The sequence below is a fragment of the Klebsiella aerogenes genome, from assembly GCA_029027985.1.
Lineage (GTDB): Bacteria > Pseudomonadota > Gammaproteobacteria > Enterobacterales > Enterobacteriaceae > Klebsiella > Klebsiella aerogenes_A.
Genome location: CP119076.1, coordinates 3,951,643 through 3,972,708 on the forward strand (window position 1 = coordinate 3,951,643; position 21,066 = coordinate 3,972,708).

The window sequence follows — 21,066 nt, forward strand, 5'->3', positions numbered from 1 at the left end:
CTTTCCTCCTGGATTTACCTAAGGTAAGCATAATATCAATCGCGCCAGTGCTTAGCACTGGCGGATTTATCTGAGGCCTACATCATGGAAAGCAAGATTGCAGCACCTTCCACACCTCTCCCCTACTCAGGCGTTGTCCCCAGTGGGAAGCGCAGTGTTACGGGAGAAAGCATCATCTTGCCTCAACGGCAAAATGATAAAAAAGGGCCGGAAATCCGGCCCTTTAGCGTGTGTTGATAAACTGAGTTATCAGGCGTAACCGTAACTCATCAGACGCTGATAGCGGCGATTACGCAGCTCTTCTTCGCTGAGGGGATCAAGGTCAGCCAGATCGGCCAACAGCTGCGCCTTCAGGGACGCCGCCATCACTTCCGGGTTGCGATGGGCGCCGCCCAACGGTTCTGGAATGATGGAGTCAATCAGCTTCAGCTCTTTCAGGCGCGGCGCGACGATGCCCATCGCTTCCGCCGCTAACGGCGCTTTATCCGCGCTTTTCCACAGAATGGAAGCGCAGCCTTCCGGTGAAATCACCGAATAGGTACTGTATTGCAGCATGTTGACCTTGTCGCCAACGCCAATCGCCAGCGCGCCGCCGGAGCCACCTTCGCCGATCACGGTGCAGATGACCGGAACGCTCAGACGCGACATTTCACGCAGGTTGCGGGCAATCGCTTCTGACTGGCCGCGCTCTTCCGCGCCCACGCCCGGATAAGCGCCCGGGGTGTCGATGAAGGTAATGATCGGCATTTTAAAACGCTCAGCCATTTCCATCAGGCGCAGCGCTTTGCGATAACCTTCCGGCGCCGGCATACCAAAGTTGCGACGGATCTTCTCTTTGGTTTCGCGACCTTTCTGGTGGCCGATGATCATCACCGGACGACCATCAAGACGCGCAATACCGCCGACAATAGCTTTATCGTCAGCGTAGGCGCGATCGCCTGCCAGTTCGTCAAACTCGTCGAAAGCCAGGCGAACATAATCCAGGGTATAGGGACGACGCGGATGGCGTGCCAGCTGGGCTACCTGCCATGCGCCAAGATCGGCGAAGATTTTGCGCGTCAGTTCTACGCTTTTTTCGCGCAGACGATGCACTTCTTCGTCGATGTTAATATCCAGTTTCTCATCCTGACGGCTTACCGCAGTCAGGGAATCGATTTTCGCTTCCAGCTCTGCTATAGGCTGTTCAAAATCTAGGAAATTCAGACTCATAGTATTCCTGTATTAGTCAAACTCCAGTTCCACCTGCTCCGAGCCGATAAGGCCACGCAGATCGTTAAGTAAACGATCGCTCGGAGAGACGCGCCATGTTGCGCCAAAACGCAACCGCGCGCGCGCATCCGCCCTCTGATAATAGAGGTGTACTGGAATGGTTCCCGAACGGTGGGGTTCCAGAGACTGACGGAGTCGGTTTAAAAGCTGGTCATCAATTTGCCTGTCCGTCAGCGAGATAGCAAGCCCGCGAGCATATTTTTCCCGGGCTTCGTCAATATCCATCACTTCACGGGCGGTCATTTTAAGACCCCCGCTGAAGTCATCAAAGCTGACCTGTCCGCTGACGATAAGTATGCGGTCTTTTTCCAGCAACTGCTGATATTTATCCAGCGCGTCGGTGAATAACATCACCTCCAGACGCCCGGAACGGTCATCCAGGGTACAGATGCCGATACGATTGCCGCGCTTGGTGACCATTACCCGCGCAGCAATAACCAGCCCCGCCGCCGTGGTCACTTTACCACGATCGGTCGGATGCATGTCTTTGAGTCTCACGCCGCCTACATAGCGTTCGATCTCTTTTAGATACTGGTTAATCGGGTGGCCGGTCAGGTACAGCCCCAACGTTTCCCTTTCACCATCCAGCACCACCTGCTCAGGCCACGGCTGGCAGCTGGCGTAGGATTGTTCGATTTGTTCCGGCTCTTCCGCCAGCACGCCGAACATATCCGCCTGGCCGATGGCTTCGGCTTTGGCGTGCTGATCGGCAGCTTTCAGCGCATCGTTCAACGAGTTCATCAACGCCGCGCGATGCGGGCCGAGGCGGTCGAACGCCCCGGACATAATCAGTTTTTCCAGTACCCGGCGGTTAAGCTTTTTAATATCGGTGCGGGCGCACAGGTCAAACAGTTCGCGGAAGTAACCGCCATTGTTGCGCGCTTCAATGATCGCTTCAATCGGCCCCTCGCCAACGCCCTTAATGGCGCCGATACCATACACTATCTCACCGTCATCGTTGACGTGGAAATGGTATAGACCGGAGTTAATATCCGGCGGCAGGATCTTAAGCCCCATGCGCCAGCATTCATCCACCAGGCCGACCACCTTCTCGGTGTTGTCCATATCCGCGGTCATCACCGCCGCCATAAACTCGGCAGGATAGTGCGCCTTCAGCCACAGCGTCTGATAGGAGACCAGCGCATAGGCGGCGGAGTGTGATTTGTTAAATCCGTACCCGGCGAATTTCTCCACCAGGTCAAAGATTTTCATCGCCAGTTCGCCGTCAACACCACGTTTTTTCGCCCCTTCTTCGAAGGTGCCGCGCTGCTTGGCCATCTCTTCCGGCTTTTTCTTACCCATCGCGCGACGCAGCATATCCGCGCCGCCGAGGGTGTAGCCGGAAAGCTCCTGGGCTATCTGCATCACCTGTTCCTGATACAGGATAATGCCGTAAGTCGGCTCCAGTACTGGTTTCAGACACTCGTGCTGCCACTGCACGTCCGGGTAGGAAATCTCTTCACGGCCGTGTTTACGGTCGATAAAGTTATCTACCATCCCCGACTGTAGCGGACCCGGACGGAACAGCGCCACCAGTGCGATCATATCTTCGAAGCAGTCAGGCTGCAGACGCTTAATCAGATCTTTCATGCCGCGCGATTCAAGCTGGAAGACCGCGGTGGTTTCCGAGCGCTGTAGCATGTCGAAGCTTTTCTTGTCATCCAGCGGGATGGCGGCGATATCCAGCGGTTCTTCGCCATTTTTCGCCCGGCGCTTGTTGATCATCTCCAGCGCCCAGTTAATGATGGTCAACGTACGCAGGCCAAGGAAGTCGAACTTCACCAGCCCGGCGTATTCTACGTCGTTCTTATCAAACTGGGTCACCGGATGCAGCCCCTGCTCATCGCAGTACAACGGGGCAAAGTCGGTGATTTTGGTCGGGGCGATAACGACGCCGCCCGCGTGCTTACCGGCGTTACGCGTTACGCCTTCAAGCTTACGCGCCATGTCGATCAGCGCTTTAACTTCTTCGTCCGCTTCGTAGATTTCCGGCAGCTGCGGTTCTGCTTCAAACGCCTTTGCCAGCGTCATCCCCGGATCCGGTGGCACCAACTTGGAGATTCGGTCAACAAAGCCGTACGGATGGCCCAGTACGCGGCCAACATCGCGAATAACCGCTTTCGCCGCCATGGTGCCGAAGGTGATGATCTGCGATACCGCATCGCGGCCGTACATATCCGCCACGTGCTCGATAACCTGGTCGCGTTTCTCCATACAGAAGTCGACGTCGAAATCGGGCATCGAGACACGTTCCGGGTTGAGGAAGCGTTCGAACAGCAGGTCGAATTCCAGCGGGTCGAGGTCGGTAATTTTCAGCGCATAGGCGACTAACGAGCCGGCGCCGGAACCACGACCCGGCCCTACCGGCACGCCGTTATCCTTCGACCACTGGATAAATTCCATTACGATCAGGAAGTAGCCCGGGAAGCCCATCTGGTTGATAACCTTCAACTCGATATCCAGACGTTCGTCGTATTCCGGACGGCGCTTCACACGCTCCTCTGGATCCGGGAACAGGAATTCGAGACGCTCTTCCAGGCCTTCTTTCGATTTCATGACCAGGAAGTCTTCCGTGGTCATATCGCCGGTCGGGAACTGCGGCAGGAAGTATTCGCCGAGGCGTACGGTCACGTTGCAGCGTTTGGCGATTTCGACAGTGTTTTCCAGCGCTTCCGGGATATCGGCGAACAGCTCGCACATCTCCTCTTCGCTACGCATATATTGCTGCGGAGAGTAGTTGCGCGGACGCTTAGGATCGTCAAGGGTGAAGCCATCGTGGATAGCGACGCGGATTTCATGGGCGTCGAAGTCGCCGGTTTCCAGGAAACGCACATCGTTAGTCGCGACCACCGGCAAACCGCGCGCTTCCGCCAGCTGCACGGCGGCGTGAAGGTAGCTTTCTTCGTCCTGGCGACCGGTGCGGATTAGCTCCAGATAGTAGCGATCCGGGAAATGCTCTTCATAAAAATCAAGGCACTGATCCAGCAACGCCGTATTTCCGCGCAGCAAGCTACGGCCCACGTCGCCCATACGCCCGCCGGAGAGCAAAATTAGCCCTTCTTTTAATTCAACCAACCAGTCGCGGTCGATAATCGGGCCTGCTGCGCCGTAGCCGCGCTGGTAAGCTTTTGAAATAAGCAGCGTCAGATTCTGATAGCCAACATTGTTAGCAGCCAGTACCGTTAACTGGCTCAGTTCATCGCCAAACAGCTCGCTCTGAACATGAAAGTCGGCGCCGACAATGGGTTTAATCCCGGCACCATGGCCCGTTCCGTAGAACTTAACCAGACCACAAAGGTTGGTAAAATCGGTGATCGCCAGCGCAGGCATGCCCAAAGCGGCCGCCTTTTTCACCAGCGGCCCGGTTTTCGCCAGCCCATCGATCATGGAATAGTCGCTGTGCACCCGTAGGTGTACGAAACGTGGTTCAGACATCTTTAGAATCCCAGTGACTTAGTTGGACGCCAGGCCCAGTGCGCGTTTCACCGGGCCAAAACTGCGCCGGTGGTGCTCTGTTGCGCCGTGTTCCTGCAGCTTTTGCAGGTGTACAGCGGTAGGATAGCCTTTGTGCTGGGCAAACCCATATTGCGGAAATGCGAGGTCCAGCGTGGTCATTTCGGCGTCACGAGTGACTTTAGCCAGAATAGACGCTGCGCTGATTTCCGCCACCCGGCTATCGCCTTTCACTACGGCCTGCGATGGCATCGGTAGCGACGGACAGCGGTTGCCGTCGATCAGCACAAACTCAGGGATAATGCTCAAGCCGGCGACAGCGCGCTGCATCGCCAGCATAGTGGCATGCAGAATATTCAGCTCGTCAATTTCATGCGGCTCGGCGCGCCCCAGACTCCAGCATAACGCTTTGTCTGTGATTTCATCGAACAACGCCAGGCGGCGCTTTTCGCTTAATTTTTTTGAGTCGTTCAGGCCAATGATGGGCTTCATTGGGTCAAGGATCACCGCAGCGGTGACCACCGCGCCAACCAGCGGCCCGCGGCCAACTTCATCGACGCCAGCGACCAGATGAGTATGTGGATAAACGAACTCCATCATTTTGCTAACTCCAGTACTGCGTCCGCCGCTTGCTCATCCGCGTTGCAGCGGATCTGCTGATGCAGCGCGCGGAAAGTATCATGCATATCGTGGCTGGTTTTGCCATCCGCCAGCAGCGGCTCCAGGGCCGCGGCCAACGCGTGTGGCTCGCATTCATCCTGCAGCAGCTCTTTGACCAGCTCGCGGCCGGCCAGCAGATTCGGCAGGGAGACGTAATCGGTCTTCACCAGCCGTTTGGCTAGCCAGAAGGTAAACGGCTTCATGCGGTAGCCAACCACCATCGGGCACTTAGCCAACATGCACTCCAGCGCCGCCGTTCCCGAGGCCAGCAGCGCCGCATCGCTGGCAATCATCGCATCACGCGCCTGACCGTCCAGCATATGCACCGTCATGTCCGGCGCCGTCTCCGCTTTGATTCGTTCAAACTGTTCCCGCCGTTTGGCATTGACCAGCGGCACCACGACCTGCAAATCAGGATAGGTGTTACGCAAAAGCTGTGCAGTTTTCAGGAAGTCGGCGCTGAGCATTTCGACTTCCGCACCGCGACTACCGGGCAGTAGCGCCAGGCAGTGTACGTCATGCGGGATACCTAAACGCTCACGCGCAGCGCCCTTATCCGGATCCAACGGCATCGCATCCGCCATGGTGTGGCCGATAAAGCGGCAGGGAACGTTAAATTTGTCGTAAAACGCTTTTTCGAAAGGCAGGAAGGCCAGGACCAGATCGGTGGATCTGCCAATTTTGAAAACGCGTTTTTGTCGCCAGGCCCAGACGGACGGGCTGACGTAATGAATGGTTTTGATACCCTGCTTTTTCAAATTACCTTCGAGGGTAATGTTGAAATCAGGGGCATCGATGCCGACAAACACATCAGGACGCAGTTCGCCAAAACGGCGCGTTAAATCGGCGCGAATATGCAGCAAGCGGCGTAAGCGACCGAGCACTTCAACAATGCCCATCACCGCCAACTCTTCCATTTCGTACCAGGCCTCGCACCCTTCCGCCTGCATCAGCGGGCCCGCCACACCGACAAAACGCGCATTGGGGATGCGCGCTTTGAGGGCGCGGATGAGACCTGCGCCAAGAATATCGCCGGAGGTTTCTCCGGCGACCAGGGCAATCGTCAGGGGACGCTGTTCGACCATTAACGAATCAAACCGCGAGTAGAACGGGCAAAGAAATCGACAAACAGCTGAACGTCAGGGTGCTGAGCCGCCAGCTCAGCGATTTCCGGCTTCGCTTCGTCCAGCGTCTTACCGCTGCGGTACAGCAGCTTATACGCGTTACGAATCGCGGTAATCGCTTCGCGGCTAAAGCCACGGCGCTTCAGACCTTCGATGTTGACGCCAAACGGCGTAGCGTGGTTGCCCTGGGCAATCACGAACGGCGGAACGTCCTGAGCGACGCCGGAGCAACCGCCAACCATGACGTGTGCGCCGATGCTGCAGAACTGGTGTACCGCAGTCATACCGCCGATGATGACGAAATCATCGAGAGATACGTGACCAGCCAACGTCGCATTGTTGGCCAGAATGCAGCGATCGCCAAGCGTACAATCATGCGCCACATGGGCGTTGATCATCAGCAGGTTATCGTTGCCCACCTTCGTTAATCCACCACCCTGTACTGTGCCACGATGAATGGTGACGCTTTCGCGGATGCGGTTGCGATCGCCAATTTCCACCCGGGTCGGTTCGCCAGCGTATTTCAGATCCTGGTTAACTTCGCCGATGGAAGCGAACTGATAGATCTCATTGTCACGGCCGATTTTAGTGTGCCCGTTCACGACAACATGAGACTTCAGTACGGTGCCTTCGCCGATTTCGACGTTGGCGCCAACAATACAAAACGGACCAATGTGGACGTTAGCGCCAATAACGGCGCCTTCCTCTACAATGGCGGTAGGATGAATAAAGGCGGTTTTATCAATCACGTATCAGGCCTCCCGGCTACGCGCACACATCATCGTCGCTTCGCAAACCACTTTACCGTCAACCAGCGCAACGCCTTTGAAACGGGTCAGGCCGCGGCGAGTTTTCTCGAAAGTGACTTCCATAATCATCTGGTCGCCAGGAACCACCGGACGTTTGAAACGTGCTTCATCGATGCCAGCGAAGTAGTACAGCTCGCCTGGCTCAAGTTTCCCGACGCTTTTGAATGCCAGAATACCGGTGGCCTGCGCCATCGCTTCCAGAATCAGAACGCCAGGCAAAATCGGTTTACCAGGGAAATGCCCCTGGAAAAACGGCTCGTTTACGGAAACATTTTTTACTGCGCGCAGAAAACGACCTTCTTCAAAATCCAGCACGCGGTCTACCAGCAGAAACGGGTAACGGTGAGGCAGAAGTTCCAGAATCTCTTCAATGTGCAGAGTATGAGTGTCAGTAGTCAAAATACTCTTCCTGTCTAAATATACTAAAAGGCAATAATAACACGGCCTGCGGCAATCTTATTAACGAATGCAACAGGCCGGGAATGTAACGTGACCGAATGATGAATTAGTCTTGTTGATTAACCTTGCGCTCGATGGCTTTCAGGCGCTTGCTCATCTCATCAATATTCATCACCAGCGCCGCAGTTTTACGCCACGCCTTATTCGGCTGCAGCGGAATACCTGAGGAATAAACGCCAGGTTCAGTGATAGGACGCATAACCATCCCCATCCCTGTTACGGTGACTTTATCGCAGATTTCCATATGGCCGTTAATCACGCTGGCGCCGCCAATCATGCAGTAACGTCCAATTTTCAGGCTGCCGGCCATAATGACCCCGCCTGCGACTGCGGTATTGTCGCCAATCACCACGTTGTGCGCAATCTGGCACTGGTTATCAATGATAACCCCGTTGCCGATCACGGTGTCGTCCAGCGCGCCACGGTCAATGGTGGTGCAGGCGCCGATCTCGACGCGATCGCCAATAATCACGCGACCAAGCTGCGGGATCTTCACCCAATTGCCACGATCGTTGGCATAGCCGAAGCCATCCGCACCGATCACGGTACTGGACTGGATCAGGCAATTTTCGCCGATCTCAATCTCGTGGTAAACGGCAACGTTGGCCCATAAACGCGAGCCGGCACCGATTTTTGTATTTTTACCCACGAAGCAGCCCGCACCAATCACCACGTTATCGCCCAGCTCGACGCCGGATTCGATCACGGCGTTGGCGCCGATCGCTACGTTGTTACCCAGCTTCGCCGTCGGATCAATCGCGGCGCTTGGCGCGATGTCTTTTGCCGGCTGCGGCGTGGTATCCAGAATTTGAGCCATGCGCGCGTAGGTCAGGTAGGGATTACGCACTACCAGCACGGCGCCTTGGGCAAACGGTAGATCGTCCGGCGTCATCACAACGGCGGAGGCCTGGCAAGCGGCCAGGTGTTCACGGTATTTAGGATTTACCATGAAAGTAATTTGGCCTGCTTTAGCGCTCTGCATGGACGCAACGCCGGTGATGACGATATCGCCATCACCGTGTAACTCTGCATCCAACTGCTGTGCTAAGTCAGCCAGTCGAATTGAAGGCATTACTTATTTAACCTGTTTCAGTACATCAGCGGTGATGTCTTTAACATCGCTGCTGTTGTATGCCACGGCATTAGAGTCAACAACCAGATCGATGCTCTGATCTTTCGCTACGCTCTGAACAGCAGTCTGGATACGGGTAACCAGTTTGCCACGTTCTTCGTTGGAACGACGTGCGCGATCCTGCTCAAAAGCCTGTGCTTTCTGAGAGAAAGACTGACGCTGAGACATCACGTCTTTTTCCAGCTTGGTACGATCTGCGCCCGGTTTCATGGACTGCAGACGCTGCATTTTGGACTGCAGGTCGCCTTCCATACGCTGCAGTTCGCTAGCGCGGCCTTTGAACTCGTTTTCCAGCGTGTTAGAAACGCCAGTTTTCTGGGCAACCTGTTGGAACAGGTTGTTCATGTTAACCATTGCAATTTTGTCTGCCGCCTGAGCGGAAGTTACCATTGCTAAACCCAGACCTGCAGCTAATAACCACTTTTTCACAATTGACTCCTTACCATCCCATGAGTACCCAGGGGTACCGTTTATTTGCGTGGCCAGGCGATAACATCCGTTATCGCCTACAGTCAGCGCTATACTGCACTTACATTCCGTTGTTGCCAACAATTACCAGGTTTTACCAATGTTAAACTGGAATTGCTCGGCTTTGTCTCCATCGTACTTTTTAAACGGTTGGGCGTAGGAGAAGACCAACGGCCCCAACGGCGACATCCACTGTACCGCGATACCCGCAGACATACGAATGTTGCTCGGGTCGCTGTAATCCGGGTAGCCGGCGTACTTCGAAGAATCCCAGTTGGTATCCCATACGGTACCCATATCCATAAACACGGAAGTACGAACCGAGTTTGCGTATTTATCGCTGATAAATGGTGTTGGGGTAATCAGCTCAAGGCTGGCGACCGCCATGGCGTTACCGCCCACCGCATCGTCCGATTTACAAGGCGCGGAGTTTGTGCTCGCACACTCGTTATCGTAGCCGCTATCGCCGTCGTGACGACTTGTTGACGGGAAGTAAACCGCTTTCGGACCAATCGTATTCGACTGGAAGCCGCGCACGGTACTCGAACCACCGGCGTAGAAGTTCTCATAGAACGGCATTTCTTTGCCGCCGAGCCCATCACCGTAACCAAAGCGCGTACGGCCAAGAACAACCCACTGGTGATCGTTATCAATCGGCACGTAAGTCGCCGTATCCAACGTCGCCTTATAGAATTCGTTATCAGAGCCTGGAATGGTGATTTTACCATTCAGGTTAATACGCGAACCTTCCGTCGGGAAGTAACCACGGTCAAGACGGTTATACGTCCAGCCATAGTTGAAGGTGAAGTCGTTAGCGCTAAACGAGTTTCGATCGTTAGTGTTATCCGGATACTGTCCCATCGAATTCAGGTAACGCCACATCGCCACCTGCGGCTGCATGTTGGACAGGGAGTTATGAACATAACCTAAACCTGCGCGCAGCGAGTTGTATTCGTTGATCGGGAAGCCGAGGGTAACGTCCGTGCCATAACTTTTGTTGGTATAGTCAGACAGGTCCGCGTCGTTCGCATCAAAGTCGTTATAGAAGATGCGCCCGCCGAGGCTTACGCCGTCTACGGTGAAGTATGGGTTGGTCACCGACAGTTCAGCGTAGGTCTGGTAGTCGTTCTTAGTCCCGTTGATACCAACGGAGTAACCCGTCCCTAACCAGTTATCCTGCTGTACGCCCGCCTGGAAGCTGACGCCGCTTTCAGTACCGTAACCGATACCGAAGTTGAGGCTACCGGTGTTACGCTCTTTCACCTTGTAGACGACATCGACCTGATCCGGGCTGCCCGGCACGCGCTGGGTATCGGTATCAACGGTTTCGAAATAACCTAAACGGTTGAGACGTTCTTTCCCCTGGTCAACCAGATCGCTGCCCAGCCACGCTCCTTCCATCTGGCGCATTTCGCGACGCAGAACGGAATCTTTTGAGGTGTCGTTGCCTTCAAAGCGAATTTTACGCACGTAGTAGCGGTTACCCGCATCGACGTTGATATGCAGCTTAACGGTTTTATCCGCGTCGTTGATTTCCGGCTGCGACTGGACGCGTGGATAGGCATAGCCATAGCGACCAAGGAGTTTCTTAATGTCATCCTCCATTTTGGTCACTTTGGTGCCGTTATACAGTTCGCCCGGCTCAATTTTGGTCAGCGATTCGATTTCTGCCGAATGGCCAGCCAGATCGCCCGTTATCTGCACGCCGGAAAGCTTGTACTGCTCGCCTTCGGTGATGTTAACGGTGATGTAGATACCTTTTTTATCCGGCGTCAGGCTAACCTGAGTCGAATCGATGTTGAAACGCGCGTAACCGCGATCCAGATAGTAACTGCGCAGGGTTTCAAGATCGCCCGCCAGTTTCTGTTTCTGGTATTTGCGATCGCCGACTACGTTCCACCACGGCACTTCATCACGCAGTTGGAAGTGAGAGATCAGTTCGTCAGTGGTGAACGCGTGGTTACCGACAATGTTGATCTGCTGGATTTTCGCTGAGACGCCTTCCTGGAAGACCAGCTTCAGGTCGACGCGATTGCGCGGCAGCGGCGTAACAACAGCTTTTACGCTGGCGCTATATTTACCGACGCTGTAGTAGAAATCTTCCAGCCCTTTTTCGATATCGGCCAGTTTGGTGCGATCAAGAGATTCCCCAACGCGAACGCCGGATGCCTCAAGGTTTTGCTTGAGCATGTCATCTTTCACCGACTTGTTGCCGGAGAACGTAATGCTCGCAATTGTTGGGCGCTCTTTCACCTGCACCAGCAGGGTATCACCATCGCGCAGGACGCGGACGTCCTCAAAGTTGCCAGTGGCAAACAGAGCGCGAATGGTGTTACTGATATCATCATCGGTCACCGTATCGCCAGGACGCACTGGCATGCTGAGGAGGGCCGCACCAACAGCGACACGCTGCAAGCCTTCGAAATGAATGTCCTTCACCACGAACCCTTCAGCACCGTATACAGTCGCGCTGCTAAACAGCAGCGACGCTATGAGCAACTTTTTCATCGCCATCGTTATTATGCGTTCTTCCTAACAAACTCTCTTACAACCGAGAGAAATCATTGAAAAGTGCAAGCCCCATTAACAGCACCAGCAGTATTGAGCCAATGCGATAACTAAAGTCTTGAACTCGCTCGGATACCGGTCCGCCCTTCAGCTTTTCAATCGCCAAAAACAGCAGATGTCCCCCGTCAAGAACAGGTAGCGGGAACAAGTTGATTATTCCGAGGTTCACGCTAATCAGCGCAAGGAACATCAGATAGTAAATCAACCCAAACTCCGCTGACATTCCAGCCCCCTGGGCGATAGAAATCGGCCCGCTGAGGTTGTTCAGTTTGACATCACCGGTTATCAATTTACCCAGCATCCTGACCGTTAACGACATCAGTTGCCAGGTTTTATCCGTGGCTTCAGCGATGGCGGCAAACGGCCCGTACTGACGCACTGTCTTGTATTCATCAGGCAGCGGGATAACCTTTGGTACTACCCCTGCGAACCCTTCAGCCTTGCCTTTCACCGACTTCGTATCCGGAGTCAGGGTTAACGACAACGGCGTACCTTGTCTGTCAACCTCCAGCGCCAGCGCCTTACCCGGATTATCACGTACCAGATTAACAAACATCATCCACTGCGTTAACGGTTGACCATCGACTTTAACGATCCTGTCTCCCGCTTGCAAACCTGCTTTTTGCGCGGCCGACTGAGATTGAACCTCAGCCAGCGCGGTATCAATCTGCGCGCTGTACGGCTTGATACCCAACGACGTCACCGGATCTTGCTTATCCGGTTCAAACGCCCAGTGGCGCAGATCGAGGATTTTATCCTGACGTTGGTTGCTCCCGAAAGGGGCGACGGTAAGTATTGTTTGTTGGTCGCCAATCTTCGCGACTAACGCCATACGCACTGCGTCCCAATCAGGCGTTTCGATGCCATCTATCGCTTTAAGTTCCGTACCTTTTGCAATTTGTGCTTGCGCAGCGATGGAATTGGGCGTTATTTCATCAACAACCGGACGAACGCCAGGGACGCCGATGATAAACACCAGCCAGTAGGCAAAAATGGCGAAAATGAAGTTGGCGATAGGGCCTGCGGCAATGATAGCCGCACGCTGGCCGACGGTTTTGTTATTGAAAGCGTAGTGGCGCATTTCCGGCGCTACTGGCTCGACGCGTTCGTCGAGCATTTTCACGTAACCGCCAAGCGGGATCAGGGCGATGACGAACTCGGTACCCTGCTTATCCAGGCGCCGCCATAACGCCTTGCCAAAGCCAATTGAAAAACGTTCAACGCGAACACCGCAGCGACGAGCCACCCAAAAATGGCCAAACTCGTGCACGGTGATCAGTACGCCAAGCGCAATAATAAAAGCGGCCAGATTCCAGAGAACGCTCAGCATAAAACCTTCCGTCAAATCGTCCTGAAGACTAACAACAGCAGACAAGCGAACACCGGCACCGCAGCCGTCAGGCTGTCAATGCGGTCTAAAATACCGCCATGTCCTGGGATCAGATGACCGCTATCCTTGATGCCGGCTTCACGCTTAAACATACTTTCGGTCAAATCGCCCAGCACCGAAGCCAGCGCCGCGACGACCGAGCAGACCAGTAGTACGGTCGGCGTGACATCCAGATGGGCCCATACGCCGTAGCCCCAGGATATGACCGCCGCTGTCAGCAAGCCGCCAAAAAAGCCCTGCCAGGTTTTGCCCGGGGAAACCTTTGGCGCCAGTTTATGCTTACCGAACATTTTGCCGAACATGTAAGCGCCAGAATCCGCCCCCCACACCAAAATCATCACGTACAGCAGCCATACCGCGCCGCTGTAGTGGTTATCAGCATAATGCCAGGCGCGCAGCGCCAGCATGCCCCAGAAGAATGGGACGATGGTCAGTACGCCAAAGATCAGGCGCAGCGTCTTCGAGTTGCGCCAGAACGCCGCAGAGGCCGGATAACTCAGCACCAGCACCAGAGCGACAATCCACCAGCCAAACGATGCCCATAACGATCCCTCAACCATCAGTTGATGAGCATCATAATGGTATTCGGGCAACATGAAGAGCATCAGCGCCAACAGCAGACCGCAAAGCACCGCCAGCCACACGCGCTGCGTCGTTGAGGTGAAACCGCTTAATTGCCCCCACTCCCACGCGGCGAGCATACAAACGACTAATGTGACAATAGCAAAGCCCGCGGGCGGCAATAGAAAAAGCGCCGCAATAACAACGGGGATTAAAACGAAAGCAGATATCAGGCGATACTTCAGCAAAAGTGACCCCCATCAGGCATGACTGCCACCCGGCTCTTCTGTGCCGCCAAAACGACGCTCTCGACTAACGAATGCATGGAGTGCACCTTCAAAGTCCTGTTCAGCAAAATCGGGCCAAAGAACATCCGTAAAGTAAAGTTCGGCATAGGCAATTTGCCAAATCAAAAAGTTACTTATTCGGTGCTCTCCCCCGGTCCTAATAACTAAATCAACGGGAGCCAGTTCGTGCATGCACACCTGCTGGCTCAGTAAGTCTTCCGTGATCTCTTCAGGTTTAAGTAACCCATTTTGTACTTTTTCAGCCAGTTGGCGCACGCCCTGGATAATATCCCAGCGCCCGCCGTAATTGGCGGCGATATTCAACGTTAACCCGGTGTTGTTTGCCGTCAGTGCTTCCGCCTTGCGGATACGTTCCTGCAAACGGGCATTAAAGCGCGCCGTGTCGCCAATAATCCGCAGACGGACATTATGGCGATGCAGGCTCTTCACTTCGCTATCCAACGCCCAGACAAACAACTCCATCAGCGCGCTCACTTCCTGCGCCGGGCGATTCCAGTTTTCACTACTGAATGCGTAAAGCGTTAATGCCTCAATACCATTATTCGCCGCGAAGGAAACCGCACGGCGAACGGATTTCGCTCCAGCTTTATGGCCAAAGGCGCGAATTTTACCTTGTTGTTTCGCCCAACGACCGTTGCCGTCCATAATAATGGCGACATGGCGACAACCATGCGCAGGCAACATTTCGCTGACAGTTTGATTAGCAGACAACATAACGCGTTTTAAGTCCATAATAAGGATCAGCTAAGCCACAACACGCACGCCGCCGGGCAGCGCTGAACACGCATTTTTATCCGGCGTCGGAGCGACAGCTAATCGCAGAGAACAACCAAAAGCTTTACGCAAAAAAGCCGTGTCTTGCCACGGCCACCGTAATCTTTCACAACAAAATGCAACGATCGGGTGGCGCAGACTATATCACTGAAGCCCAGCGCCCACAAATATCACAATGCACTGTAAGGACTTGTCCTACACCGTTCGTTGGCGTAGTTGTCGCTGCGCGGCGACGCGCGCTTCGGCATCAATCATCAGGACTTCATCAATACTTTGCGGTTCATTCAGTGCCATCGTATCCAGCACAGCCTGATTAACCGCTGCAATATCGGTAAAGCGGATTTCGCTATTCAGGAAGGCGGCCACCGAGACTTCGTTCGCCGCATTCAGCGCCGTCGTCGCCGCCTGACCGACATCAAAAGCGTCCATCGCCAGCTTCAGGCACGGATAGCGATCGTAATCCGGCGCCGAAAAGTTCAGGTTGCTCAGCTGACAGAAGTCCAACGGTTTCACGCCAGAATTCAAGCGCTGTGGCCACCCCATCGAATGCGCGATCGGCGTACGCATATCCGGCTCGCCTAATTGCGCCAGTACGCTGCCGTCCTGATAGCGAACCATAGAATGAATCACCGATTGCGGGTGAATAATGACTTCCATCTGTTGAGCGGAAGCATTAAACAGCCAGCGAGCTTCGATGTACTCCAGCCCTTTATTCATCATCGTGGCAGAATCAACGGAAATTTTGCGTCCCATTGACCAGTTCGGGTGACGGCAGGCCTGATCGGGGGTCATTGCCGCCAGCTCAGAAATCGCCGTTTCCCGGAAAGGACCACCGGAACCGGTCAGCAGAATCGACGAGACGCCGTTCTGCGTCAGGTCAGCGTATCCCAGATGGTTTTGAATTGTTTCCGGCATACTCTGAAAAATAGCGTTATGTTCGCTATCTACCGGTAACAGACGCGCGCCGTGTTGCTGAACGGCATCCATAAACAAACGCCCGCAGGTGACCAACGACTCTTTGTTCGCCAGCAACACCGTTTTACCTGCACGAATAGCCGCCAGCGTCGGCACCAGACCGGCCGCGCCAACGATAGCCGCCATCACCTGATCGACCTCATCCAACGCGGCGACGTCAGCGGCCGCCTGTTGGCCGCTTAGCACTTCGCAGCGGTTGCCATGCTCACGCAGGCGCTCACGCAGACGTTCAGCGCTTTGCGCATCGTCCATTACCGCGAATCGAGGGGTAAATTCCAGACATTGTTCAACCATACGATCGACATTTTTCCCCGCGACCAGCGCGGTGACGGAAAAGCGATCGGGATTATGACGCACCACGTCCAGCGTGCTGCAGCCAATTGACCCGGTCGAACCGAGAACGGTTAATTGCTTCATGAGACGTCCAGAAGAATTGAGACAGGATAAAAAGCAAAACGCCGCCAGCAAGCCCCTATGCATCAATTCTCAGGGTTAAAACGGCGGCGAATGGCCTTCAGTATAAAACGGAAGGCTACAAGGCCGGCTGTTTTAACGCAATCCCAAATATTGAGCGTACGGTCTTCTGTACGGCGTTTCAGATTTCACGCAGGCCCGACCTGCGTAGCGGCAGAAAATCAGAACTGCATCAGTTCCGCTTCTTTATCTGCCAGCGCCGCATCCACTTTCTTAATGGCGGCGTCAGTCATTTTCTGCACGTCGTCCTGAGAACGGCGATCGTCATCTTCGCTGATCTCTTTCTCTTTGAGCAGCGCTTTCACTTTGTCGTTCGCATCGCGGCGAACGTTACGCACGGCTACGCGAGCCTGCTCAGCTTCGCCACGCACGATCTTGGTCAGATCTTTACGACGTTCTTCGGTCAGCGGCGGCAGCGGAACGCGGATATCGCTACCGGCAGAGCTTGGGTTCAGACCCAAGTCAGACGCCATGATCGCTTTTTCAACGGCCGGGCTCATAGAGCGGTCGAAAACGTTGATTTTCAACGTGCGGGAGTCTTCTACCGTCACGCTCGCCAGCTGACGCAGCGGAGTCGGCGTGCCGTAATATTCCACGACGATGCCATCCAGCAGGCTTGGAGAAGCACGACCCGTGCGTATTTTGCTGATTTGGTTTTTGAATGCTTCAACGCATTTTTCCATGCGTACTTCAGCATCTTTTCTGATATCGCTAATCACGTTACGAATCCTTGAAAACTTGTCTCAGACAGACCACACGGTCGCCCACCGCAAAAGTGAGCTAAGTATAGTCCGGATTAATTCAATTAACCGGGCAACTTCCCCCGCTAAAGTAAAGCGGAATATTACCCGGAATTAGCGCCGACGGGAATTATTCCGTAATCAATGTGCCTTCTTTTTCGCCCATGACCACACGACGCAGTGCGCCAGGTTTGTTCATGTTGAAGACGCGAATCGGCAGTTTGTGGTCGCGCGCCAGGGTGAAGGCGGCAAGATCCATCACTTTCAGCTCTTTATCCAGCACTTCGCCGTAGGTCAGCTGATCGTACATAGTCGCGGAAGGATCCTTCGCCGGGTCAGCGGTAAACACGCCATCGACCTTGGTCGCTTTCAGCACCACGTCGGCTTCAATTTCAATGCCGCGCAGGCAGGCTGCAGAGTCGGTGGTGAAGAAGGGGTTGCCGGTACCCGCGGAAAGGATCACCACGCGGTTGTTGCGCAGCAGGCTAATCGCCTCTGCCCAGCTGTAGTTGTCGCACACGCCGTTCAGCGGAATAGCGGACATCAGGCGAGCGTTCACATAGGCGCGATGGAGCGCATCACGCATTGCCAGGCCATTCATGACCGTTGCCAGCATGCCCATGTGGTCGCCCACAACGCGGTTCATACCCGCTTTCGCCAGACCAGCACCACGGAACAGGTTACCGCCACCAATCACTACGCCAACCTGAATACCCAGTTCAACCAGTTCCTTGATTTCCTGAGCCATACGGTCAAGTATGCTTGCATCAATACCGAAGCCTTCTGAACCCTGCAGAGCTTCGCCACTTAACTTAAGCAGAATACGTTTGTAGACGGGTTTTGCATTGGTAGCCATGTTTCTTTCCTGAGACTGTCAACGATTGAGATGAGTTAATTCTGACGACATTGTATGTCATCGTTCAGCGCAGCCACTATAAGTGATTGGCTGATTTTACAAGAGAGGCGCAAAAAGAAGCCGCCCTCAGGCGGCTCCTTTTAAAAATTAAGACTGCTTGGACATCGCAGCAACTTCTGCTGCAAAGTCAGTCTCAACTTTCTCGATGCCTTCGCCCACTTCAAAGCGGATGAAGCCAGTCACGTCTGCGTTGTGCTCTTTCAGCAGCTGACCAACAGATTTGCTCGGCTCCATAACGAAAGGCTGACCAGTCAGAGAAACTTCGCCGGTGAATTTCTTCATGCGGCCTTCAACCATTTTCTCTGCGATTTCTTTCGGCTTACCAGACTGCATCGCGATGTCCAGCTGAACCTGGTACTCTTTTTCTACCACTTCAGCAGAAACGTCTTCCGGCTTAACGAATTCCGGCTTGCTTGCGGCAACGTGCATTGCCAGCTGCTTAACCAGCTCTTCGTCAGCGCCTTTAGCGGCAACCAGAACGCCGATGCGAGCACCGTGCTGGTAGCTGCCCAGAACGTCGCCTTCCAGGATAGCGATACGACGGATGTTGATGTTCTCACCGATTTTAGCAACCAGGGCAACACGTTCTTCTTCGAACTGTGCTTTCAGAACTTCAACGTCGGAGATTTTACCCGCAACAGCCGCGTCCAGTACTTTGTCAGCAAATGCCTGGAAACCACCATCTTTAGCAACGAAGTCAGTCTGGCAGTTAACTTCCAGAATGTAACCGTAGTTGCCGTCGATTTTGGTTTTGATCACGCCGTCAGCAGCAACGTTGCCTGCTTTTTTCGCCGCTTTGATCGCGCCGGATTTACGCATGTTTTCGATTGCCAGCTCGATGTCGCCATTAGCTTCAGTCAGTGCTTTTTTGCAATCCATCATGCCTGCGCCAGTACGTTCGCGCAGCTCTTTTACCAGGGAAGCGGTAATTTCAGCCATTCTAAAATCCTCGGGAGATGTGGAAACTGCCCGGCCAGCGGCCAAACAGCGTAAATTGAAAAAAGGGGCCGATAATTGGCCCCTATTCATACACGGTACTAATAAGGGCTTAAACCTTATTATTCAGCTTCTACGAAGCTTTCTTCCGCCTGAGAAGCCAGGTCCTGAGAGCGACCTTCACGAACGGTAGCAGCAACAGCGCCCAGGTACAGGCTAACTGCGCGGATTGCATCGTCGTTACCCGGGATAACGAAGTCTACGCCGTCCGGATCAGAGTTGGTATCAACGATAGCAAATACCGGGATACCCAGGTTGTTTGCTTCTTTGATAGCGATGTGCTCGTGGTCAGCGTCGATAACGAACAGTGCGTCCGGCAGGCCGCCCATGTCTTTGATACCGCCCAGGCTGTTTTCCAGCTTGTCCAGCTCACGAGTGCGCATCAGCGCTTCTTTCTTGGTCAGTTTCTCGAAAGTACCGTCCTGGGACTGAGTTTCCAGGTCTTTCAGACGTTTGATGGACTGACGAACGGTTTTCCAGTTAGTCAGCATACCGCCCAGCCAGCGATGGTTCACGAAGAACTGGTCGCAGCTGTTAGCAGCTTCTTTTACCGCTTCGCTTGCAGCGCGCTTAGTACCAACGAACAGGATCTTGCCTTTACGGGCAGAGATTTTGTTCAGCTCAGCCAGAGCTTCGTTGAACATCGGTACAGTTTTCTCAAGGTTGATGATGTGAACTTTGTTACGCGCACCGAAGATGAACGGCTTCATTTTCGGGTTCCAGTAACGGGTCTGGTGACCGAAGTGAACACCAGCCTTGAGCATGTCGCGCATGGAAACAGTTGCCATGTTTAAAACCTCTATAGATTAAATTGGGGTTATGCCTCCACGTATCCCATATTACCGACCCCAAAGGGCACCCCGGAATATGTGCCGATACGTGTGTGTTATTACACAAAGTGAGCTATGTCGCTTACGTCCATCCTTGTGTATCTGAAGATGGAACGGAAGTCCGGCGCGCTTTATACCACAAAATCGACCCAGACACCAACTCTTGTTGGCGTCACGTGCTGTTAATGATTCTCAATTTGGCACCAACGTACCCGGACTGTTACCATTGACAGGACTTAATCTATTATTGTCGAAAAAATCGACACTGCTGGACATATTCCATGGCTATATCTATCAAGACATCTGAAGACATCGAAAAAATGCGCATCGCTGGCCGCCTGGCCGCTGACGTGCTGGAAATGATCGCACCCTACGTCAAACCGGGCGTCAGCACCGGCGAGTTGGATCGCATCTGCAACGACTACATCGTAAACGAGCAAAAAGCGGTTTCCGCTTGCCTCGGCTACCACGGCTTCCCGAAATCGGTCTGCATCTCTATTAATGAGGTGGTGTGCCACGGGATCCCGGATGACGGTAAATTGCTGAAAGACGGCGATATCGTCAACATCGACGTGACCGTCATTAAAGATGAATTCCACGGCGACACCTCAAAAATGTTCATCGTCGGTAAACCGACGATCCTCGGCGAGCGCCTGTGCCGCATCACCCAGGAAAGCCTGTATCTGGCGCTGAAAATGGTCAAACCGGGCATCAACCTGCGTACCATCGGCGCGGCTATCCAGAAATTCGTCGAGGCGGAAGGTTTCTCCGTGGTTCGCGAATACTGCGGCCACGGTATCGGTCGCGGCTTCCATGAGGAACCACAGGTACTGCACTATGATTCTGCGGAAACTAATGTGGTGCTCAAACCGGGCATGACGTTCACCATCGAGCCGATGGTGAATGCCGGTAAGAAAGAAATCCGTAGTATGAAGGACGGTTGGACGGTGAAAACCAAAGACCGTAGCTTGTCTGCGCAGTACGAGCATACTATTGTGGTAACCGATAACGGCTGCGAAATTCTGACGCTACGCAAAGATGACACCATCCCGGCGATAATCTCGCACGATGCATAATGAAGAGCCGGCACCCGCCGGCTTTTTTATGATGGGCGTCCCGCAGACAACGTTAAAAGTCGCTCCCGGCGATTTTTAACCGGG

Annotated in this window: 18 protein-coding genes; 1 reads left to right on the forward strand and 17 read right to left on the reverse strand. The window is 54.0% G+C overall.

All coding sequences use genetic code 11. From position 1 onward, the window contains the following. Nucleotides 1–249 precede the first annotated feature (249 nt). The 17 genes from accA to rpsB all read right to left on the reverse strand — a co-directional run bounded on the left by accA (nucleotide 250) and on the right by rpsB (nucleotide 19,864). Nucleotides 250–1,209 carry an acetyl-CoA carboxylase carboxyl transferase subunit alpha gene (gene accA / locus PYR66_18810; protein ID WEF27314.1) on the reverse strand — a complete coding sequence of 320 codons (960 nt, stop codon included), beginning with the start codon at nucleotides 1,207–1,209 and terminating at the stop codon, nucleotides 250–252. Nucleotides 1,210–1,221: 12 nt separating this feature from the next. Beyond that, complete coding sequence (gene dnaE, locus PYR66_18815; GenBank protein ID WEF27315.1) at nucleotides 1,222–4,704, reverse strand: DNA polymerase III subunit alpha; 3,483 nt, start codon at nucleotides 4,702–4,704, stop codon at nucleotides 1,222–1,224. Nucleotides 4,705–4,722: 18 nt separating this feature from the next. Further along, nucleotides 4,723–5,322: a ribonuclease HII gene (gene rnhB, locus PYR66_18820; protein ID WEF27316.1), complete on the reverse strand. Its 600-nt coding sequence runs from the start codon at nucleotides 5,320–5,322 to the stop codon at nucleotides 4,723–4,725. Further along, the gene (gene lpxB / locus PYR66_18825) at nucleotides 5,319–6,467 is read right to left on the reverse strand and encodes a lipid-A-disaccharide synthase (protein ID WEF27317.1); all 1,149 of its coding nucleotides are present in this window, start codon (nucleotides 6,465–6,467) and stop codon (nucleotides 5,319–5,321) included. The genes rnhB and lpxB overlap by 4 nt, the downstream gene beginning before the upstream one ends. Next, complete coding sequence (lpxA, locus tag PYR66_18830) at nucleotides 6,467–7,255, reverse strand: acyl-ACP--UDP-N-acetylglucosamine O-acyltransferase (protein ID WEF27318.1); 789 nt, start codon at nucleotides 7,253–7,255, stop codon at nucleotides 6,467–6,469. Before lpxA ends, lpxB begins: the two co-directional genes overlap by 1 nt. 3 nt (nucleotides 7,256–7,258) lie before the next feature. Continuing rightward, complete coding sequence (fabZ, locus tag PYR66_18835; protein WEF27319.1) at nucleotides 7,259–7,714, reverse strand: 3-hydroxyacyl-ACP dehydratase FabZ; 456 nt, start codon at nucleotides 7,712–7,714, stop codon at nucleotides 7,259–7,261. Nucleotides 7,715–7,820: 106 nt separating this feature from the next. Continuing rightward, nucleotides 7,821–8,846: a UDP-3-O-(3-hydroxymyristoyl)glucosamine N-acyltransferase gene (gene lpxD, locus PYR66_18840; GenBank protein ID WEF27320.1), complete on the reverse strand. Its 1,026-nt coding sequence runs from the start codon at nucleotides 8,844–8,846 to the stop codon at nucleotides 7,821–7,823. Between the two features lie 3 nt (nucleotides 8,847–8,849). Further along, the gene (gene skp / locus PYR66_18845; protein WEF27321.1) at nucleotides 8,850–9,335 is read right to left on the reverse strand and encodes a molecular chaperone Skp; all 486 of its coding nucleotides are present in this window, start codon (nucleotides 9,333–9,335) and stop codon (nucleotides 8,850–8,852) included. Nucleotides 9,336–9,458: 123 nt separating this feature from the next. Further along, the gene (gene bamA / locus PYR66_18850; GenBank protein ID WEF27322.1) at nucleotides 9,459–11,888 is read right to left on the reverse strand and encodes an outer membrane protein assembly factor BamA; all 2,430 of its coding nucleotides are present in this window, start codon (nucleotides 11,886–11,888) and stop codon (nucleotides 9,459–9,461) included. Nucleotides 11,889–11,919: 31 nt separating this feature from the next. Next, on the reverse strand, nucleotides 11,920–13,272 hold the full coding sequence (rseP, locus tag PYR66_18855) for a sigma E protease regulator RseP (GenBank protein ID WEF27323.1): 1,353 nt from the start codon (nucleotides 13,270–13,272) through the stop codon (nucleotides 11,920–11,922). 11 nt (nucleotides 13,273–13,283) lie between these two features. Next, entirely contained in the window at nucleotides 13,284–14,141 is an 858-nt protein-coding gene (gene cdsA, locus PYR66_18860) for a phosphatidate cytidylyltransferase (GenBank protein WEF27324.1), read from the reverse strand. A 12-nt stretch (nucleotides 14,142–14,153) separates the two neighbouring features. After that, nucleotides 14,154–14,915: a (2E,6E)-farnesyl-diphosphate-specific ditrans,polycis-undecaprenyl-diphosphate synthase gene (gene ispU / locus PYR66_18865; GenBank protein ID WEF30503.1), complete on the reverse strand. Its 762-nt coding sequence runs from the start codon at nucleotides 14,913–14,915 to the stop codon at nucleotides 14,154–14,156. 255 nt (nucleotides 14,916–15,170) lie between these two features. Beyond that, complete coding sequence (ispC, locus tag PYR66_18870; protein WEF27325.1) at nucleotides 15,171–16,367, reverse strand: 1-deoxy-D-xylulose-5-phosphate reductoisomerase; 1,197 nt, start codon at nucleotides 16,365–16,367, stop codon at nucleotides 15,171–15,173. A gap of 218 nt (nucleotides 16,368–16,585) precedes the next feature. Next, nucleotides 16,586–17,143 (reverse strand): ribosome recycling factor, encoded by a 558-nt coding sequence (gene frr / locus PYR66_18875; GenBank protein WEF27326.1) that lies wholly within the window; start codon nucleotides 17,141–17,143, stop codon nucleotides 16,586–16,588. Nucleotides 17,144–17,294: 151 nt separating this feature from the next. After that, on the reverse strand, nucleotides 17,295–18,020 hold the full coding sequence (gene pyrH / locus PYR66_18880) for a UMP kinase (protein WEF27327.1): 726 nt from the start codon (nucleotides 18,018–18,020) through the stop codon (nucleotides 17,295–17,297). 147 nt (nucleotides 18,021–18,167) lie between these two features. After that, entirely contained in the window at nucleotides 18,168–19,019 is an 852-nt protein-coding gene (tsf, locus tag PYR66_18885) for a translation elongation factor Ts (GenBank protein WEF27328.1), read from the reverse strand. Between the two features lie 119 nt (nucleotides 19,020–19,138). Continuing rightward, the gene (rpsB, locus tag PYR66_18890) at nucleotides 19,139–19,864 is read right to left on the reverse strand and encodes a 30S ribosomal protein S2 (GenBank protein ID WEF27329.1); all 726 of its coding nucleotides are present in this window, start codon (nucleotides 19,862–19,864) and stop codon (nucleotides 19,139–19,141) included. A 323-nt stretch (nucleotides 19,865–20,187) separates the two neighbouring features. Between rpsB and map the strand changes: the two genes are divergently transcribed. Further along, a complete protein-coding gene (gene map / locus PYR66_18895; protein ID WEF27330.1) occupies nucleotides 20,188–20,982 on the forward strand; it encodes a type I methionyl aminopeptidase in 795 nt (264 codons plus the stop codon). Nucleotides 20,983–21,066: the final 84 nt, after the last annotated feature.

What these genes read in the sequence shown, in the direction of transcription:
- accA (WEF27314.1), bottom strand. Translation starts at nt 1,209, where the DNA reads ATGAGTCTGAATTTCCTAGATTTTGAACAGCCTATAGCAGAGCTGGAA.
- dnaE (WEF27315.1), bottom strand. Translation starts at nt 4,704, where the DNA reads ATGTCTGAACCACGTTTCGTACACCTACGGGTGCACAGCGACTATTCC.
- rnhB (WEF27316.1), bottom strand. Translation starts at nt 5,322, where the DNA reads ATGATGGAGTTCGTTTATCCACATACTCATCTGGTCGCTGGCGTCGAT.
- lpxB (WEF27317.1), bottom strand. Translation starts at nt 6,467, where the DNA reads ATGGTCGAACAGCGTCCCCTGACGATTGCCCTGGTCGCCGGAGAAACC.
- lpxD (WEF27320.1), bottom strand. Translation starts at nt 8,846, where the DNA reads ATGCCTTCAATTCGACTGGCTGACTTAGCACAGCAGTTGGATGCAGAG.
- bamA (WEF27322.1), bottom strand. Translation starts at nt 11,888, where the DNA reads ATGGCGATGAAAAAGTTGCTCATAGCGTCGCTGCTGTTTAGCAGCGCG.
- rseP (WEF27323.1), bottom strand. Translation starts at nt 13,272, where the DNA reads ATGCTGAGCGTTCTCTGGAATCTGGCCGCTTTTATTATTGCGCTTGGC.
- ispU (WEF30503.1), bottom strand. Translation starts at nt 14,915, where the DNA reads ATGTTGTCTGCTAATCAAACTGTCAGCGAAATGTTGCCTGCGCATGGT.
- ispC (WEF27325.1), bottom strand. Translation starts at nt 16,367, where the DNA reads ATGAAGCAATTAACCGTTCTCGGTTCGACCGGGTCAATTGGCTGCAGC.
- pyrH (WEF27327.1), bottom strand. Translation starts at nt 18,020, where the DNA reads ATGGCTACCAATGCAAAACCCGTCTACAAACGTATTCTGCTTAAGTTA.
- tsf (WEF27328.1), bottom strand. Translation starts at nt 19,019, where the DNA reads ATGGCTGAAATTACCGCTTCCCTGGTAAAAGAGCTGCGCGAACGTACT.
- rpsB (WEF27329.1), bottom strand. Translation starts at nt 19,864, where the DNA reads ATGGCAACTGTTTCCATGCGCGACATGCTCAAGGCTGGTGTTCACTTC.
- map (WEF27330.1), top strand. Translation starts at nt 20,188, where the DNA reads ATGGCTATATCTATCAAGACATCTGAAGACATCGAAAAAATGCGCATC.